General features: G+C 63.2%; 19 protein-coding genes. 12 read left to right on the top strand and 7 right to left on the bottom strand.

Annotation, left to right across the window (positions count from 1 at the left end):
- Positions 1-102: 102 nt before the first annotated feature.
- The 6 genes from ACFUOZ_RS07565 to ACFUOZ_RS07540 form a co-directional block, all read right to left on the bottom strand.
- Entirely contained in the window at positions 103-801 is a 699-nt protein-coding gene (locus tag ACFUOZ_RS07565) for a GntR family transcriptional regulator (protein WP_377546339.1), read from the bottom strand.
- A gap of 145 nt (positions 802-946) precedes the next feature.
- Positions 947-2,017 carry an alkene reductase gene (locus ACFUOZ_RS07560; protein WP_377546336.1) on the bottom strand — a complete coding sequence of 357 codons (1,071 nt, stop codon included), beginning with the start codon at positions 2,015-2,017 and terminating at the stop codon, positions 947-949.
- A gap of 79 nt (positions 2,018-2,096) precedes the next feature.
- The gene (locus ACFUOZ_RS07555; protein WP_377546334.1) at positions 2,097-2,780 is read right to left on the bottom strand and encodes a hypothetical protein; all 684 of its coding nucleotides are present in this window, start codon (positions 2,778-2,780) and stop codon (positions 2,097-2,099) included.
- Between the two features lie 55 nt (positions 2,781-2,835).
- Positions 2,836-3,453 carry an SIS domain-containing protein gene (locus tag ACFUOZ_RS07550; RefSeq protein ID WP_377546332.1) on the bottom strand — a complete coding sequence of 206 codons (618 nt, stop codon included), beginning with the start codon at positions 3,451-3,453 and terminating at the stop codon, positions 2,836-2,838.
- 27 nt (positions 3,454-3,480) lie between these two features.
- Positions 3,481-4,002 (bottom strand): hypothetical protein, encoded by a 522-nt coding sequence (locus ACFUOZ_RS07545; protein WP_377546330.1) that lies wholly within the window; start codon positions 4,000-4,002, stop codon positions 3,481-3,483.
- 153 nt (positions 4,003-4,155) lie between these two features.
- Positions 4,156-4,341 carry a hypothetical protein gene (locus ACFUOZ_RS07540; protein WP_377546327.1) on the bottom strand — a complete coding sequence of 62 codons (186 nt, stop codon included), beginning with the start codon at positions 4,339-4,341 and terminating at the stop codon, positions 4,156-4,158.
- Between the two features lie 134 nt (positions 4,342-4,475).
- Here ACFUOZ_RS07540 and ACFUOZ_RS07535 point away from each other — a divergent pair, with 134 nt between their 5' ends.
- Both ACFUOZ_RS07535 and ACFUOZ_RS07530 read left to right on the top strand, forming a co-directional pair.
- On the top strand, positions 4,476-5,651 hold the full coding sequence (locus ACFUOZ_RS07535; protein ID WP_377546325.1) for a zinc-dependent alcohol dehydrogenase: 1,176 nt from the start codon (positions 4,476-4,478) through the stop codon (positions 5,649-5,651).
- Positions 5,652-5,732: 81 nt separating this feature from the next.
- Positions 5,733-5,918: a CsbD family protein gene (locus ACFUOZ_RS07530; RefSeq protein ID WP_018777112.1), complete on the top strand. Its 186-nt coding sequence runs from the start codon at positions 5,733-5,735 to the stop codon at positions 5,916-5,918.
- A 164-nt stretch (positions 5,919-6,082) separates the two neighbouring features.
- Here ACFUOZ_RS07530 and ACFUOZ_RS07525 read toward each other — a convergent pair whose 3' ends face one another.
- A complete protein-coding gene (locus ACFUOZ_RS07525; RefSeq protein ID WP_377546323.1) occupies positions 6,083-7,810 on the bottom strand; it encodes a purine-cytosine permease family protein in 1,728 nt (575 codons plus the stop codon).
- A gap of 194 nt (positions 7,811-8,004) precedes the next feature.
- Here ACFUOZ_RS07525 and bioB point away from each other — a divergent pair, with 194 nt between their 5' ends.
- The 10 genes from bioB (at position 8,005) to ACFUOZ_RS07475 (ending at position 17,893) form a co-directional block, all read left to right on the top strand.
- On the top strand, positions 8,005-9,027 hold the full coding sequence (bioB, locus tag ACFUOZ_RS07520) for a biotin synthase BioB (protein ID WP_377546320.1): 1,023 nt from the start codon (positions 8,005-8,007) through the stop codon (positions 9,025-9,027).
- A 256-nt stretch (positions 9,028-9,283) separates the two neighbouring features.
- Entirely contained in the window at positions 9,284-9,763 is a 480-nt protein-coding gene (locus tag ACFUOZ_RS07515) for a very short patch repair endonuclease (protein ID WP_377546318.1), read from the top strand.
- 336 nt (positions 9,764-10,099) lie between these two features.
- Complete coding sequence (locus ACFUOZ_RS07510; protein ID WP_377546316.1) at positions 10,100-10,480, top strand: Hpt domain-containing protein; 381 nt, start codon at positions 10,100-10,102, stop codon at positions 10,478-10,480.
- 90 nt (positions 10,481-10,570) lie between these two features.
- Entirely contained in the window at positions 10,571-11,170 is a 600-nt protein-coding gene (locus ACFUOZ_RS07505; protein WP_377546313.1) for a helix-turn-helix domain-containing protein, read from the top strand.
- A 164-nt stretch (positions 11,171-11,334) separates the two neighbouring features.
- Positions 11,335-12,657 carry an MFS transporter gene (locus tag ACFUOZ_RS07500; RefSeq protein WP_377546311.1) on the top strand — a complete coding sequence of 441 codons (1,323 nt, stop codon included), beginning with the start codon at positions 11,335-11,337 and terminating at the stop codon, positions 12,655-12,657.
- Positions 12,658-12,667: 10 nt separating this feature from the next.
- Complete coding sequence (locus ACFUOZ_RS07495) at positions 12,668-14,032, top strand: FAD-dependent oxidoreductase (RefSeq protein WP_377546308.1); 1,365 nt, start codon at positions 12,668-12,670, stop codon at positions 14,030-14,032.
- A 5-nt stretch (positions 14,033-14,037) separates the two neighbouring features.
- Positions 14,038-15,279, top strand: coding sequence for a CaiB/BaiF CoA transferase family protein (locus tag ACFUOZ_RS07490; RefSeq protein ID WP_377546445.1), 1,242 nt, complete (start codon positions 14,038-14,040; stop codon positions 15,277-15,279).
- Positions 15,276-16,079: an enoyl-CoA hydratase-related protein gene (locus ACFUOZ_RS07485; protein ID WP_377546306.1), complete on the top strand. Its 804-nt coding sequence runs from the start codon at positions 15,276-15,278 to the stop codon at positions 16,077-16,079. Before ACFUOZ_RS07490 ends, ACFUOZ_RS07485 begins: the two co-directional genes overlap by 4 nt.
- 42 nt (positions 16,080-16,121) lie before the next feature.
- On the top strand, positions 16,122-17,066 hold the full coding sequence (locus tag ACFUOZ_RS07480; RefSeq protein ID WP_377546304.1) for a dihydrodipicolinate synthase family protein: 945 nt from the start codon (positions 16,122-16,124) through the stop codon (positions 17,064-17,066).
- Positions 17,066-17,893, top strand: coding sequence for an SDR family oxidoreductase (locus ACFUOZ_RS07475; protein ID WP_377546302.1), 828 nt, complete (start codon positions 17,066-17,068; stop codon positions 17,891-17,893). Before ACFUOZ_RS07480 ends, ACFUOZ_RS07475 begins: the two co-directional genes overlap by 1 nt.
- Positions 17,894-17,906 lie beyond the last annotated feature (13 nt).

The raw sequence follows: 17,906 nt of genomic DNA, 5'->3' as shown, positions 1-17,906 counted from the left end.
CTTTTCGGAAACTTCCTGCATCCTATATGTCTTACATATGTTCGTGAAGGGGATCACAAAAAGGCCCGCCGGGGTGTCCGGCGGGCCTCGCTTCATAAACGGCTATTCCTCGGGCGCGTCTGCCATCGCCCGTCCGCGAACCTTCTCCACGTGGTTGATCATGGTCTGTGCGGCTTTCTCCGGATCGCCGCTCAGCATGGCGTCCAACACGGCCTGGTGTTCGGAGATCGCCTGCTCGGCATCGGTGATACCCACTCCCCCGAACAAGCGGAAACGCTGGACCTGCCCGCCCAGGGTGTTGTACGCCGCGAGCAGGAACTGATTGTTCGCCTGGGCGGCTATGAGCTGGTGAAACCGTTCGTCCGCCTCAAGGTAACTGCGGTATTCGGCAAAAGTTCCACCCCTCGGAGCGGTCTTCAAGTCCTCCACAGCCCGCTTCAGCGCGTCGAGGCCCTCCGGCGTCACCCGCGAGCACGCCAAACGGGCATTCACGGGTTCTATGGAGAGCCGCGCCTCCATGAGCTCGGCAAAGTCCTCGCGGGTGAAAACAGGAGCTACCCGGTATCCCTTGAGCGCGACGCGACGAACCATGCCTGTATGCTCCAGCCGGGCCAACGCCTCGCGCACGGGTGTCGGCGAAACGTCCAGTTCCCGCGCCATCCCGTCGATGCTGACGGCAGCTCCCGGTTCCAACCGACCATCCATGAGCCATTCGAGCAACGCTTCATACACGTGGTCCGCCAGGACTTGGCGACTGACAGGAAAGCCGGGGCGGGCGACTGCCGGCGAAGGTTCAGACATGCCACAAATCCTATAGGAACGCTGGCCCGTGGCTGGCAAGGAGACGACGTCACATTCCACCCGGGTCGCGGGAGCTTAAAGCACGACGCCGGCAGGCGCCCCTTGCGAACAGAGGCGCTTGCCGACGTCGTGATGTTGCTGCTTTTTAGTTGGCGTAGAACGGGTAGTCCGTGTATCCCTCGGCGCCGTCAGCGTAGAACGTGGCCGGGTTGGGTTCATTCAGCGGCAGGCTGTCACGCCAGCGACGCGCCAGATCCGGATTGGCGATGGCCGGGCGACCTACCACTACAGCGTCGGCGAGGCCTTCTTCGATGATGGCGAAGGCTTCGTCACGGGTAGTGATTTCGCTGAAGCCGGTGTTCACCAGGAACGTTCCGTTGAAACGTTCGCGGAGGTCCTGGACCAGCGCACCCTTGGGCTCGTGGTGCAGGATGCTCAGGTACGCCAGGTTGAGCGGTGCAATGGTATCCACCAGGACCTCGTACGTGGCCCGGACATCGGCCGCATCTGTTTCTGCGATTCCCTGGACGTTGTGCTCCGGGGAAATGCGGATGCCCACGCGGTTGGCGCCCAAGGCTTCGACTACTGCGTTGACCGTCTCGATGACGAACCGTGCGCGGTTTTCCGGGGAACCGCCGTAGCTGTCGGTGCGGACGTTGGAGTTCGGTGCAAGGAATTCGTGGAGGAGGTAACCGTTGGCGGAGTGGAGTTCAACGCCGTCGAATCCTGCCTCAATGGCGTTCTTGGAGGCGGTGACGATTTCCTGGATCACTCCGGGCAGTTCGTCAGTGCGGAGTTCGCGGGGCACCGGGTAGGGCTGCTTGCCGTTCGGGGTGCGGACCTCGCCGTCGATGGCGACGGCGCTGGGGCCGACGATCTCGTGGCCACCGGTGATGTCCGCGTGCGAAACGCGTCCGCCGTGCATGATCTGGGCGAACATGCGGCCACCCTCGGCATGGACAGCGTCAGTGACCTTCTTCCAGCCGGCCACCTGCTGGTCGTTGACGAGTCCGGGCTGGCCGGGGTAGGACTGGCCGGCGGGGGCCGGGTAGGTTCCTTCGCTTACGATCAGGCCCAACGAGGCGCGCTGGCGGTAGTGCTCAGCGATCAGATCATTCGGAACGCCATCCTGGCCTGCGCGCAGGCGGGTCAACGGGGCCATCACCAATCGGTTGGAAAGCTCCAGCTCGCCGAGGGCCAAGGGGGAAAACAGCATGCGCGATTCCTTTCAGGATGAATCAGGTTCACCATGCGTAACTGTGCCGCGTCTGCAACTATTCCGGGTGAGGTGCAGATCACACAGCGCGCCCTTCAGCGGATTCAACGTCCTGCCGGTCCAGCACAGCGCCGATTCTTTCGAAGTAGCTGTCCCAGAAACGACGCCCTGATTCTCTATCGATGGGCGCGTCCTCAGTCACCTCGAAATCGGTCTCGACGGTCAGCCGGGATCCACGCCCTGTGTCCTCCAGCCGGTACCTCGTCTCCGTGTCCGGCCGGCCTGCAGGAAGAAGTGAGCGGGTGACAGCCAACTGCTCCGGGATCTCCTGCAGCACTTCGATCGCGCCGATCTCGCCGTTGCGATGGAAGAAGCACTGGAGTTCGCCGGGACCGCCATCAACAGCTGGGATGGAGATGGCGTGATACACTTCGTCCTCGAACGAGACCGACGATTCAGCCGGACGAATCAGGGCCCAAACACTGGACGGCGAATGGGCGAAGTCCGCCGAGGCATTGATGGTCATCGCTGTGAACTGCGGGACCTTGCTTTGGGCGGTGCGAAGTCTGCGTTCTGCCGCCCGTGCTGCCCGGCCCACCATCAACCCGTAGATGAAAGTCAGCAGCAGCCCGCCCACCACCAGGGCCAGGACCGCGATGCCCCGGTTATCGTGGCGTTGCAGCATGGATGCGCCGAGGATGCTCAGGGACACCAGGCCGGCGAGCGCGAGCACCGCAATGTAGCCAATAACCGTAGTCTTCACAGGGAAAGCCTGCCACGGCGATGCGCCTGCCTTGGGCAGGCACATCCCCGTGGCGCTACTTGGTCAGGTCCCTCATCGACTCGTCGAAGCATTCACACAGAGCAAGAACTGCCACCAGGTGTGCTTCCTCGGCGTGCGGCGGGTCCGTGTTGATGTTGATTGCTTCATTCACGGACTGCGCCAGGTCCTTCGATTCCCTCCCCGTCAGCGCCCACACTTTGGCGCCTGCGGATTTGGCTGCGGCCGCAGCGTCCCGGAGGTCATCGGTAATCCCCTTGGCGGCCAGGAGGACCACAATGTCTCCCTTTTTGACGGTTGCGGGAATCTGGCCGCTGATGGTCTCCCCGGCATCCTTGTTGGCTACGATGGCCGTGAACGAGCCGGGGCTGCCACCGTGATCGTGGGCGGCATCGTGGGCAGTGAGTTCGGAGGCGAAGCGTTGTGCTTCATGGGCGGAACCGTCGCTCCCGGCGGCGAATACCCGGCCGCCACGAAGCCTGGCCCTGGCCAGCTCCTCGCCCCATTCGGCAAGCCGCGACGATTCCCGACGCAGGGCGGCAACGGCTGGGCCGATCTCGCCAAGGTGTCCCAGAACAACATCCACTGCATGTCGGTTGATCTTCGAATCGGTCGCACGGATTGACTGACCTGTCCGCCTCACCACGATACTCACTTCCTTACCTCCGCTTCGTCGTTGAAACTACAGGTTCCTGTCACCCTCGCGCGTGGAGCCTTCACGCCTGCTGCGGTCACGCGTCAGCCGCTCACCCTCAGCCACGTTAACGCGGTCGGCGTCACTGGTGCGGTCGGCGTCATGGGTGTAGCCGCCGTCGTGGTCCATATTGCCGTGGCCCGCATGGTTGCCCCGACCGTCGTCGGCGGATCGGTCCGGCGTGGCGTTCGGGTCAAGCTTGTCGGCGTGGCGGAGGTGCTCCTCAACGCGTCCATGCGCTTCTTCGGCCTTCTCGGAGTGCCGCTCGGCTTCCTTACGGAGCCGGCTGGCCTCAGCTTCGGCCTGCAGGGCGTTTGCTTCGGCCTGGGCGGCCTCGGCCTTCGCTTGGTGTGCGCCGATGGCTTCCTCCTGCGCCTTTTCGCGCAGCTCCCCTGCCCTGCGGCGATTCACCTCGGCCTTCTTACGGCGGCCAACAACCACCGCGATAATCACGGCCGCAATGACCACTACGGCCACGACGATGATCAATACCAGTTGTCCTGTATCCACGAGGCTTACCTCCCTGGTGAGCGGACTTCCGTGGGCGCCGCTCGCGGCCCGTGTGCTTGGTGTCCGAGGTGTACCCCAATCGGGTTATTCCAAAACGATTCCGGTCCCGCCTCTTCTTGTATCGTAGCTAGTTATCAGGTTACTTACTAGTTTTTAGCTGCCCGTCTCCTCGGGGTGTTCCCGGGCCCGCTTTTCCTCCGGAGTCTCAGCGGACTCATCAGGGATGACGGTGGGGTCGAGTTCGGTCGTGAAGTCGCCGGTTCCTGTGTCATGCTCGACGGCGTCTGTCGCCTCAGGTCCGGAAGGTGCCGCGTCAGCTGTGTTCGGTTCTTTGCTCATGGCTAAATCTAGGCACCACCAAGGAATCGTGTCGAGAGCGGGCGGCCTTGTGTGCGGACGCGATCTCTGTTTCGCTGGAGTGGTCTCCAGAAGAGCGGGACCGGCCCCGGCATCAACAGCAGGGAGATCCACACGTGAAAGCAGTGACTTGGCAAGGCCGGCGCACGCTCAGCGTCGACGAGGTACCCGACCCCTCCATCCAGGAGCCCACGGACGCAATTGTCCGCATCACGTCCACTGCCATCTGCGGCTCGGACCTGCACTTGTATGAAGTGCTGGGTCCCTACATGCACAAGGGCGACGTCATTGGACATGAGCCGATGGGGATCGTCGAAGAAGTGGGCCCGGAAGTGCACCGGCTCAAAAAGGGCGACCGGGTAGTCGTCCCCTTTAATATCGCTTGCGGGCACTGCTACATGTGCAACCGAGGCCTGCAGTCCCAGTGCGAAACCACCCAGGTCAAGGCCAAAGGATCAGGTGCGGCGCTGTTCGGCTACTCCGAACTGTACGGCTCCGTTCCCGGAGGCCAGGCCCAGTACCTGCGGGTGCCGTTCGCGGATTACGGCCCTGTGAAAATTGATTCGGATTCACCGGACGAGCGCTACCTCTTCCTCTCCGATATCCTCCCCACCGCATGGCAGGCAGTGGAGTACGCCAATGTTCCGGAGGGCGGGACCCTCGCTGTGCTGGGACTCGGGCCAGTGGGTCAGTTCGCAACCAGGATTGGCCTCCACAAGGGCCTCCGCGTCATCGGAGTCGACCCGGTCCCGGAACGCCGGGCGATGGCAGAGTCCCATGGCGTGGAGACCATGGACTACAGTTCCGACGTCGCCAGTCAGATCCGGGAGGAAACGCTGGGCCGGGGACCGGACTCCGTGGTGGACGCCGTCGGCATGGAAGCACACGGTTCGCCTGTAGCCTCCTTCCTGCACCGGGCCGTGTCCCTCCTTCCGGACAAGCCGGCGCAGGTCGCCATGGAGACCATGAGCGTGGACCGGCTGGCGGCTCTCCATACTGCCGTGGACACGGTGCGCCGCGGCGGCACCCTGTCACTGAGCGGCGTCTACGGCGGCCAAGCCGATCCCATGCCCCTGATGACCATGTTCGACAAGCAAATCCAGCTCCGCATGGGTCAATGCAATGTGCGCCGCTGGATCGAGGACCTGCTCCCCTTGGTGGAGGACGACGCCGATCCGCTGGGAGTCATGCATCTGGTCACCCATACCGGGAGCTTGGATGAGGCGCCGGCACTCTATGAGAAGTTCCAGAAGAAGCAGGATGGATGCATCAAGGTGGTCCTCAAGCCCTGAGCAGCACACATTCAGGAAGTACCCAGAATTGCTCGATAGCCTAGCAATTGTCAGCGTTGGTACTACATCGAAGGAGATCCCATGGGACTCGGAGACAAGATCAGCAACAAGGCACAGGAAGTCACGGGCAAGGCCAAGGAAGCCTTGGGTGACGCCACGAACAACGAGAAACTGCAGGCCGAAGGTGTAGCTGACCAGGCAGCCGCCAAGACCAAGCAGGCAGGCGAGAACGTCAAGGACGCCGCAAAGGACGCCTTCGACAAGTAAGCCCTCAGCGCCAAACGAACACAGCGCAACGCCCCGGTTCCCTCCAAGGGAACCGGGGCGTTCTGCGTGCACCCAAACCATGCGTGCACCCAACTAGGTGACAGCTCCTGTCCCAATGAGCCGTCAGTAGGACATGTGCTGTCACCTAGTTGGGCGGACGGGGGCTACTTCTGCGCCGGGAGCACCAGCGCGCCCGACTTGTCCGTGGACAAGGCGAGGGACGAGATGTACTGGGGTCCGCCGTCGGGCCCGTCCTGGGCCGAGCGAAGCATGTCCGGGCGTTCGAACTCAAGGCCGGTGACGTGGCACAGGAGCTTCGCGTCGCTGGGGTTTCCGTCGGAGTCGAACATCGGCAGGTCAATGCCGTCGTCCGTGCGGCGCAGGTAGTAGCGGCCGCGGGTAATAACCGCCAGGAGCGGCGGCAGAACCAGTGCCAGGCCCACAGCGAAGATGGGCGAGAAAGGCTGGACAGCGGTACCAAAGGCCCCGAAGAACACTGCGATGGAGACCCCGGCCGAGACCAGCATGGACACGAAGCCCACGGGGTTCACGGCGTAAAGCATGCCGCGCCGGAACTCGGGAACCTTGGGCGAGATCTTCAGCAGGTACTTGTTGATCGCGATGTCCGAAGCCACCGTAACAACCCACGCCATGGCGCAGTTGGCATAGAAACCAAGGATGGTGTTCAGGAAGTCGAACATGTTGGACTCCATGAGGATCAGCGCAATCACCAGGTTGACCACCACGAACACCATCCGTCCCGGGTAGCTCTTGGTAATACGGGTGAAGGAGTTGGTCCAGGCCAGCGAACCGGAGTAGGCGTTGGTGACGTTGATCTTGATCTGCGAGATGACCACCAGCACCACGGCAAGGGTCATGGCCAGCCAGGCCGGCATCATCTCTTCATAGACGCCCAGGAACTGATGGACTGGTTCATTCGCGTGGACTGCGGCTGCGGGATCGAGCTTGGCGATGAGGTAGATGGCGATGAACAGGCCAATGATCTGCTTGATGGCACCGAAGATCACCCAGCCCGGTCCGGCGAGGATCACTGCACGCCACCAGGCGCCCCGGTTCTCAGCGGTCTTGGGCGGCATGAAGCGGAGGTAGTCGATCTGCTCGGCGATCTGGGCCATGAGGGACAGGCAGACACCGGCGGCCAGCATCACCGAGGCCAGGTTCGGGCCGCCATCGCCCGAAGCACCGGTGAACGCGAAGAAGGCGTCGATGCTTTCCGGGTGGGACAAGAGCAGGTAACCGACCGGGACCACCATCAGCAACAGCCACAGCGGAGTTGTCCACACCTGCAGGGTGGCCAGAGTCTTCATGCCATAGATCACCAGGGGAATGATGATGATCGTGGACACCGCGTAGCCGATCCACTGCGGGATGCCCAGGCCCAGTTGCAGGCCCTGGGCCATGATGGAGCCCTCAAGCGCGAAGAAGATGAACGTGAACGTGGCAAAGATGATGTTGGTGACCACCGAGCCGTAGTAGCCGAAGCCCGACCCACGGGTGATGAGGTCCAGGTCGATGTTGTAGCGGGCAGCGTAGTAGGCCAGCGGGAAGCCGGTCGCGAAGATGATCACCGCGGCCACGATGATGCCGAAGATCGCATTCACGGTGCCGTAGGCGATCCCTATGTTTGCTCCGATGGAGAAGTCGGCAAGGTAGGCGATGCCACCCAGGGCACTTGTCGCCACCACGCCGGCGCTCCACTTCCGGTAGGAACGCGGGGCGAACCGGAGCGTGTAGTCCTCCAGGCTCTCCTTCGCGGCACTCAGTGCGTCGGCGTTGCCTGCCGCTGGTACAGCTGAGGTGCCGGGCACGACGGCGGTGCTTGCCGCCGTCGTCGGCTCCAGTATTGCGGTACTCGTCTTGTCGTCGCTCATGCGGGTCGCTTTCGTCCGGGGAGGGTGCTTCGTCCACGACGCTAGTCACGCAGCGCGTCAATTCAGTCACAGGGATGTTTCGCAGCTGTAACTTCTGCATCACCCGTCCCGTGCGGACGGAGCCAAAAAGCCGGATCACCCTTTGTGCGCACCCCACAAAACGGCCCCTCACCTGCGCAGATACCGTCAAGGACATGACGCACGCACCCCATAACGTTGCCCGCTACCCCATCCTCGATACCGCCCGCGAACAGGTGCTCGAACGTGGCGAAGGCCTTAACGAAGAGCAGCTGCTGGAGATTCTGCAGCTGCCAGACGAGGCCATTCCCGCGGCCCTCGACCTCGCGCACGAGGTCCGGTTGAAGCACTGCGGCGAGGACGTGGAGGTGGAAGGCATCATCTCCATCAAGACCGGCGGTTGTCCCGAAGACTGCCATTTCTGCAGCCAATCCGGACTGTTCGACTCCCCTGTTCGCGGCGTGTGGCTGGACATCCCGGAACTGGTCAAAGCTGCCAGGGAGACTGCTGCTACGGGTGCCACTGAATTCTGCATCGTGGCCGCCGTTCGCGGCCCCGACATCAAGCTGATGAACCAGATCAAGTTCGCGATCGAGCGCATCAACGAGGAAGTGGACATCAACATCGCCTGCTCCCTGGGCATGCTCACCCAGCGCCAGGTGGACCAGCTCGCCTCGTGGGGTGTGCACCGATACAACCACAACTTGGAGACAGCCCGCAGCTACTTCCCCCAGGTGGTCACTACCCACAGCTACGAGGAACGGCTGGAAACCTGTGCCATGGTCAAGGCCGCCGGCATGGAGCTGTGCTGCGGTGCCCTGATCGGCATGGGTGAGTCTTTGGAGCAGCGTGCGGAGCTGGCCGCGCAACTTGCCGCCCTTGAACCTCACGAGGTCCCGCTGAACTTCCTCAATCCCCGGCCGGGAACCCCCTTGGAGAACCAGGGGATCATGGACGGCAAGGACGCCCTTCGCGCCATCGCGGCGTTCCGCTTGGCGATGCCACGGACTGTCCTGCGCTACGCCGGCGGACGCGAGCTGACCCTCGGCGACCTGGGCACCCGCGAGGGCCTGCTCGGCGGAATCAATGCTGTGATCGTCGGCAATTACCTCACCACCCTGGGCCGCCCCGCCAACGCCGACCTCAATCTCCTGGTGGAGCTGAACATGCCCATCAAGGAACTCCAGAAGATGCTGTGAACGCCGCCTATTGCGGCCACTGCGGCGGTGACAGCCCGACGTCGGACGTTCACCAAAGCTGCCTGCAGCAGTTGGTGATGGAACCGCCGCGCTATTGCCCACAGTGTCGGAGGCGGATGAAGGTCCAAGTCACGCCATTGGGGTGGACAGCCGAGTGCTCACGCCACCCCCTCACGAGTTTTTGTACAGATAATGCTCCTAAGAGGGCTCCATAAGAGCATTATCTGTACAAAAACTCCCTGGGTAGGGTGGTCTTATGGGCGAGAGCCGGGACCTGCTGACGCCGGAACAGCGCAGCCGAAACATGTCCAGAATCCGGGGCAAGAACACCAAACCGGAGCTGCTGGTCCGCAGGTTACTGCATGCCAAAGGCTACAGGTATCGACTGCACGGGCAGTCCGGCAGGACGAAGCTGCCAGGCCGTCCCGATCTGGTGTTTGCCGGCAAGCGCAAAGTCATCTTTGTCAACGGCTGCTTCTGGCACTTCCATGACTGCAAGGTCGGACAGCATGCCCCTGCAGCGAACGCTGCTTTCTGGGAGACCAAGCGCACCAGGACCCGGGAACGGGACGCTCAGCAGCGGGCGGAACTCGCCGCTTCCGGTTGGGGCGTCCTGACCATCTGGGAGTGCGAAATGAAGAACGTGTCCATTCTCGAAAACCGGTTGACGGCTTTCCTCGAGTCCCCGGCCAGTCACGGCTTGGATGTAGTGGAGGGGGCAGACTCCACAGGATGATCGGAGCCCGCGCTGTGCGATCCCTGTTCCCACAGGGTGTAGGCAGCAGTCCCTCCGATACCCAGCAGGACGGTCATGCAAAAGACGATGATCACCATCAGCCCAGGTGACGGGCGAGCACCACTGTCCATGCCGATTCCCCTCTCCCTAATCCGCAGCTGGAGGTCCTCCAGCGACACGCCATGTCCTGTCACTTGCTACTTTCCGGTCCGGGAATCAAGACTGCCTCTGAGTCCGCTCAAGATTTCATCAAGCTTTGGATTAATGGCACGTGGGCAGTTCGACGGGTCCTACTGTTGAATCGTGAATCTATTGTTCCGAGGCGGGAGGGATACGGTGTCTGAGTATGACGAGTGCACAGACGCCCTGGTGGATCACACCGTCCTGATTGCACTTCAAGCAGAGCTAGGCGGAGACCCGGCAATCATCCACGCCTTCGTCCGCAATTACATAGCTTTACTGCCGTGGCGTGTATCCCGCCTGCATCGGGCCTTGGACAGCCTGGACATGGATGACGCAATGGACGCCGTCCTCAGCCTGAAGACGTCCAGTCACATGGTGGGCGCCGTCTGCATGGAGCATTTGGCGTCCGAGCTTGAAATCAGCATTCGCCTGCTGCCGAACGCTGATCATCTGCTTGAGCTCCGGCCGCAGGTGACGGACATTGACCAGTGTGTTTTCGGGACGACCCGGGAACTGGAATCACCGATCCTGTAAAAATCTTCACCTTAATGAAGAGAAACCATTGACCTGCTAAAAATCTTCACTATAGTTATGTGAGTTAGCTCACCAACGAAGGATGCGGCAATGACCACCGAGACTCCTGCTCCACCAGCCACCAGCGAACTGCTGGCAACGGTCGGAAACAAGGTGCGCACCATGCGCAAGGCAAAGGGCATGACCCTGGCCCAGCTCTCGGAGATCACCGGCCTTAGCCAGGCCATCGTCAGCCAGATCGAACGCGGCATGGCCAACCCTTCATTCACCACGTTGGCGCAACTGGCCCACGGCTTGGACATCCCCGTAGGGAGGTTTTTCATTGGCCAGGACGAATCGAGATCGCCGGTAGTCCGCAGGTCAGAGCGGCGAAACCTCGTGAACGTCACCCGGGAATCGGTAGGCGAAGCAATACACGAACTGCTAACCCCCAACCGGGACGGAAGCCTCGAAGCGCAATGGATCAGCACGCCCCCAGGGCACGACACCAGCGCCACCCCTTTTACCCACAGCGGTGAAGAGTTCTGCTACATCATCTCGGGCCGTAAGGACGTCTTTCTGGACGGCGTCTGCTACAGCCTTGAAGAGGGCGACTCCATCACCTACTCCTCAGAGATCCCCCACTGGTACAAGAACAGCTACGAAGAGGTATGCGTAGCCATCTGGGTCAACGCACCACACGCGTGGTAACGCAGCCGCCCTCAGACGGCATGGGCGTGCTCCCATAACTGTCCGGACACGATCCCGTGGCCGCTGACAATCCTTGCCACTTTCGCATCAGGCGCTTCCTTCAACAGGCGTCCCTGCGTCATACCCTTTCACGCCTTCCACGGCGTAAGCGTAAGGAAACTTCCATGCTCGACATCCAAACGGACAACGCTGTCCCCGCACCCAAAGCAACTACCCCTGACCAAGGCAAGAAATTCAGCCCGGAAGTACGCAAGGGCCTCCTTGGCCTGGGCCTGGGAAACGCCCTCGAGTGGTACGACTGGATGGTCTTCGGACTCCTGTCAGCCTTCATAGGACCGAATTTCTTCCCCAATACCGATCCGTTGTCGGCAACGCTGAATGCGTTGGCCGTGTTCGCCGTCGGATTCGCTTTCCGCCCGCTGGGCGGCATCCTGCTGGGAACCCTTGCTGACCGCATCGGCCGCCGCAGGGTCATGCTCCTGTCCATCATGCTCATGGCGGGCACCACCCTGGTCATCGCCGTCACGCCCAGCTACGCCACCATCGGCCCCGCGGCCGGCATCATCCTTCTGGTGTGCCGCGTGCTGCAGGGAATTTCAACGGGCATCGAAGCTCCGCTCTCCACCTCCCACGCCGTGGAGCTGGCACCGGAAGGCCGCGAAGGCTACGTGGCCGGCATCATGTCCTTCTACGTCAACATCGGCATCCTCATGGCCTCCTTGGTCAGCTTCGTGTGCAGCCTGGTCATCGGCGGCACGGCCATGGGCGAGTGGGGCTGGCGAGTGCCCTTCATCATTGGTGCCCTCTTCGGCTTCGTGGTCCTCTACCTCCGTCGCTCCCTCCCGGAGACCCTCAAGGACGAGGAAATGGCCACCAACACGCCCCGCGCCGTCTGGAAGGGCGTCAGCAAGCACTGGCTGTCAGTCCTGGCCATCATCTTCGTCGTCGGCGCGGCACAGGCTTACAACTACGCCTGGAACGTCGGGCTCCCCAGCGCAGCACGCAGCGGGTTCAAAGAAGACCCCACAGCAGTCTTCGCCCTCACCACAATCCTGGGCGTCATCCTGGTAGTTGGCAGCTGGGTCATCGGCAAGCTCTCGGACGGCAAGGCCATGTCCAAGTGGTTCCTCGTGACCCGCGTCCTGGCCATCCCCTCGGTGTTCCTCATGCTGATGTACGTCCAGCCCGGCATCGGTGGCTTCGCCGCTGTCCTCTTGGGCGGCTCCATCGTCCTGGTCCTGAACATGACCCTCTACAACGTGGTCAGCTCATCCCTGATGCCCAAGAACATCCGCGGCACAGGTGTGGCCCTTGGCTACGGCATTGGCGTAGCACTCTTCGGCGGCACGGCCTCCTACCTGCTGGTCTGGTTCCAATCCCTGAACCTCAGCTGGATCTTCCCGGTCTACGTGGCCGTCCTGTCCATCCTCAGCATCGTTTTCTACATCGCCGCACGCCGTTCCAACGGCATCTTCGTCGGCAAGTAAGGACCTCACCATGAACTCGCTCGAACTTTCCACCACGACGGCGGACCTCACCGCCCCGGTCATCTCCCGTTCCGATGTGCTCGTCGTAGGCGGTGGCCCCGCAGGAGTGGCAGCCGCAGTCACCGCGGCCCGCTCCGGCGCGAAGGTCACCCTTCTGGAACGCTACTCCTCCCTGGGCGGCCTCGCTTCCGGCGGGATGGTCCTGGTGCTCGATGACATGATCAACGGCCAGGAAATCACGGTCACCGGCATTGTCTCCGAGTATGTGGAGCGGCTCCAGAAGCTCGGCTTGGCCATCGTTCCGCCCGCCGATGACCGCAGGACCTCCGAGGAACTGTGGAACAAATGGGGACGCTACGGCACCTTCGATTTCCACTCCCATACCAACCCGAAACCCATCTGCTACGCCGCTGCCTTCGACCCCGACGGCTGGAAGCGTGTCTCCAACGACCTCGTCCGCGAAGCAGGCGTCGATCTCCGCCTCCACTCCTGGTTCTCCCGGCCGATCGTGGACAACGGCGTGATCAAGGGCGTCATCTGCGAAACGAAACTTGGCCCGCAAGCTTTCATGGCCGACGTCGTCATCGACACCACAGGCGACATCGACGTCGCTTCCCGGGCCGGCGCGAGCTACGCCAAGGACAACTACCTCACCACCCTGGTCTTCCGCCTCGGCAACGTGAACACCAACGCAGCCGAAGCCTTCGAACAGGCCAACCCCAAGGAGGCCCGCGCCATCAACCGCAAGATCAAGCGGCTCCTGGGCGGTGCGTGGGAGCTGTGGTGGCTCAAGACACCCATCGACGGCGTGGTCTGGTGCAACGCCCCGCACATGACCGGTTTCGACGGCGTCGACCCGGCTGACATGACCGCAGCCGAGTTCGCCGCCCGGGACAGGATCTCCGAGGCCGTGGACTACGTCCGCGCCAACCTCCCGGGCTTCGAGAATGCCTACATGCTGGACGTCGCCTCCCAGATGGGTGTCCGCCAGACCCGGCTCTTGCAGGGCGAGTACGTCATGACCAAGGACGACGTCACCCAGCGTCGCCACTTCGCGGACACCGTTGCGCGTGGCCGCGACTATTACTACCCCTACCGCTCGCTGCTGCCCAAGGAAGTTGACCAGCTCCTGGTGGCAGGCCGCCACTACTCCGCCACCCCCGAGGCCCAGAAGATGTCGCGCGAAATTCCGCCCTGCATGGCCATGGGCCAGGCCGTCGGTGTCGCAGCAGCACTCGCCGTCGAAAACAACATCCTGGTCCGCGATGTCGCGGCAGCGGACATCCAGCTGGGCATGCGCCGGCACGGGGCCGACCCGGGCGACGTCCCGTCGTCGAACGCAACCATCGACTCCGACGCAGTGGTACCGGCATGAGCCTCATGACAGCGGAAGCGACAGAAAGCACGACGGCGGCACGCACCGCCGCGGCGCCGGCACCGACGCCCCTTCCGCTGGAGGGCATCAAGATCGTGGATTTCACCCAGGTGTTCATGGGTCCGTCCTGCACCCAACTGCTGGGCGACTACGGCGCGGACATCATCAAAGTGGAACGCCCGGGCGCAGGCGACATTTCGCGCAACTCGTTCCCGGACCAGGACGGCCAGGACAACCCGATCTTCCTGTCCATCAACCGCAACAAGCGCAGCGTCTCCGTGGACACCCGCACCGACGAAGGCCGCGAAGTCCTCCACCGGCTCATGGCCGACGCTGACGTCGTGGTCAGCAACTTCCGCTCCGGCGTCATGGAACGCATGGGCTTTGGCTACGAGGACCTGAAAGCGACAAACCCCGGCATCATCTGGGCCTCCGGCACCGGATTCGGACCCGATGGACCCTACTCACACAAGGGCGGACAGGACGCGATCGCCCAAGCCTACTCCGGCGTGATGTGGCGCCGCGAGTCCGAGGACACGAAACCCGCCATCTACCCCACTACCCTGTGCGACTACATCACCGGCATGCACCTCATGCAGGGCATCCTGCTGGCCCTCCGCACCCGGGACACCTCCGGGGTGGGCCAAAAGGTGGAAGTGACCATGTACGACTCCATGCTGCACCTGCAGATGCAGGAAGCGTGCATGCAGCTCAACCGCGGCTACGAGGTCAACTGGGGTGCCATGCCACTCAGCGGCGTCTTCGAAACCACCGACGGCGCCGTGTGCATGGTGGGTGGGTTCACGCCCGATCCCCTGGCCCGGATCTCCGAGGCACTGGAACTCGACGAGGACCTCACCGAACGGCCGGGCTTCGCCACCTTGGAGCAGCAGTTCAAGAACAAGCCCGCACTCCAGGCCATCTTCCGCGAACACTTCGCCACCAACACCACCGAATACTGGACGGCGAAGCTGGAAGAACAGGGACTGCTGAACGCACCTGTCCACACCTTGGAACAGGCGCTCGCTGACGCCCAAACCGAAGCGAACGGCATGATCGTGGAGGCCGAACACCCCTCGGTGGGCACCGTGAAGATGCTGAACGCCCCCATCCGCCTTTCGGCTACGCCGCCGTCCATCCGACGCGCCGCTCCACGCCTTGGCGAACACAACGTGGAGGTCCTAAAGGAGAACGGCTTCGATAAGGAAACCATCGAACGCCTCCAGCAGCTGGGAGTCCTCCGATGAGCGTTGTCGCAGAACGGGTTGACGAGGTCACTCTGGACATCACCGACGGCGTGGCAACGGTGACCATCGATCGCCAGCACGTCCTGAACGCAGTGGACAGTGCCACCCACGCGCGGCTCAACGGGATCTGGTCCCAGCTGGAAAGTGACCCGGCTGTGCGGGCCGTCGTAGTCACCGGCGCCGGCCCCCGCGCCTTCTCGGTTGGCGCCGACATGTCCGCCGACGCCGTGGACAAGACCGGCCTGGAGTACTGGGCCGGCCTGGACCCCAACGGCTTCGGCGGCCTGAGCCTGCGCACCACCCTGGATGTTCCGGTGATCGCCCGTGTCAACGGCTACGCCCTGGGCGGCGGCATGGAAATCGTCCTCGGTGCCGACATCGTAGTGGCGGCTTCCAGTGCCAAGTTCGGTTTGACCGAACCACGTGTTGGGCGATTGGCGCTCGACGGCGGCATCCACCAGTTGGTGCGCAGGGTCCCGTACACCCAGGCCATGGGAATGCTGCTGACCGGTCGCAAAGCCGATGCCGCAGAGATGCAATCCATGGGCTTGGTCAATGAGGTAGTGCCAGCCGAGGATCTGGACTCCGCAGTCCAACGCTGGGTGGACCAGATCCTGGCCTGTGCCCCCACCTCGGTCCGGGCCGTGAAGCAGATGGTCACCCAGACCTCACATCTGACTGCCAAAGAAGCCCGGGGACTCCGACTACCGGCCCTCATGGCCGCACTGGACAGCGAGGACTCCGCAGAAGGTGTCCGGGCGTTCCAGGAAAAACGCGCTCCGCTCTGGCCCGGGCGCTGACGCCTTCGCTTTCACCACTTTCGTCCTGAAAGGAAAAGAACCATGCCGCAATCCCCTGCGCCCAAAAATACCCGGGACCGCCTGCCAGCAGGCGTCTGGGGCGTCGTAGCAACACCGTTCCAAGGCAGCACCCTGGACGTGGACCTGGACAGCCTGGCCGAACTCGTGGAGCACTACGAAAACATCGGAGCAACCGGACTCACAGTCCTGGGGGTCTTCGGTGAAGCAGCCGCCCTGACCCCACAGGAACGCCGGGACGTCCTGGAAACAGTGGTCGAATCGACGTCCCTGCAACTCGTGGTGGGCGTGACAGCGTTGGCTACCAGACCCGCCATCGAAGAGGTCATGGCGGCACAGGAGGTTGCCGGGCCAAGCCTCGCCGCGGTGATGGTGCAAGCCAACTCCGCCCGCGCTGAGGCAGTCATCGCACACTTGGACGCCATCCACCGGGCCACCGGCGCCAAAGTGGTCCTGCAGGACTACCCGTTGGCCAGTGGAGTCAGCATCCCCACACCCGCCTTGATCTCGGTGGTCAATGCCTGCGAGTACGTCATCGCCGTCAAAGCCGAGGCCCCGCCCACCAGCGTGGCCATCGCAGAGCTGAGTGCCGCCGTCGGGGTTTCCATCTTCGGTGGACTGGGCGGCCAAGGTCTCCTGGACGAACTCATGGCGGGCGCTTCCGGGGCCATGACCGGATTCTCCTACCCCGAAGGGCTGATCGCGTGCGTCAGGGCGTGGCAAGAGGGCGGGTACGAGGCCGCCGAACGTGAGCTGCGGCCGTACCTGCCGCTCATCAACTTCGAGCAGCAGGCAAAAGTGGCACTGGCCATCCGCAAAGAATGCTTCCGCGAGCGCGGACTCATCAAGGACTCCGGTGTACGGGCACCCGCGGCGCTCTTCCCCGAAGCCCTGCGGGCATCCATGGCAGTCCACCTTCGTGAAGCCGCCAGTGCCCTGAGTGCTCCTGCAACAGCAGGGAGCTTCTGATGGACCTCGGAATCGCAGGCAAAACCGCACTCGTCGCAGCGTCCACGGGCGGACTCGGACTGGCCGTGGCCCGGGCGCTCGCAGCCGAAGGCGTGCGGGTGGCAGTGGTCGGCAGGCGGCGGGACCGAGCCAAGGAGATCGTGGCAGAGCTCCAGGCGGCCTACGGGACGGGAACGTTGGGCAGAGGGTCGCTGGGAACCAGTGGATTCGACGCCGTTGCCATCGAAGCGGACCTCGGCACACCGGAGGGCATCGAATCCGCCGTGGACCAGACCGTGGCCAACCTCGGACCGATCGACATCCTGGTGCTCAACGGGCCCGGACCCAAGCCGGGTGCCGCCGCAACGCTGACTTCCGAGGACATGGCCGCTGCGTTCGACCTCCTGGTCAAGCCCCATCATGCCCTGGTATCGCAGGTGCTGCCCGGCATGCGGGAACGCCGTTGGGGCCGCATCCTCGCCATCGGCTCCAGTGGAGTGACCGCGCCCCTGCCCAATCTGGCCGTCTCCAACACCGGACGCGCTGCCTTGGCCGGTTACCTCAAGACCCTGGCTGCAGAGGTCGCGCTGGACGAGGTCACGGTGAACCTGCTCCTGCCCGGCCGGATCGCCACGGACCGCGTCACGCAACTTGACCAGGCCGCAGCCAAGCGCCGCGGCACCACCCTGGAGGACATCCAGCTCGAATCCCGCAAGACCATCCCCGCCCGCCGGTATGGAGAACCCGCCGAGTTCGGCGCCGCAGCCGCCTTCCTGTGCAGCGCGCCGGCGTCGTACATCACCGGAGTCGCGCTCAGGTGCGACGGCGGCCTGATCCGCAGCCTCTGAACCTTTCCATGTA

Origin of the sequence: Paenarthrobacter sp. NPDC057355, assembly GCF_042667405.1 — a bacterium.
Lineage (GTDB): Bacteria > Actinomycetota > Actinomycetes > Actinomycetales > Micrococcaceae > Arthrobacter.
The sequence above is the reverse complement of the archived record's forward strand: the minus strand, read 5'-3'. Positions and strand labels throughout refer to the sequence as shown.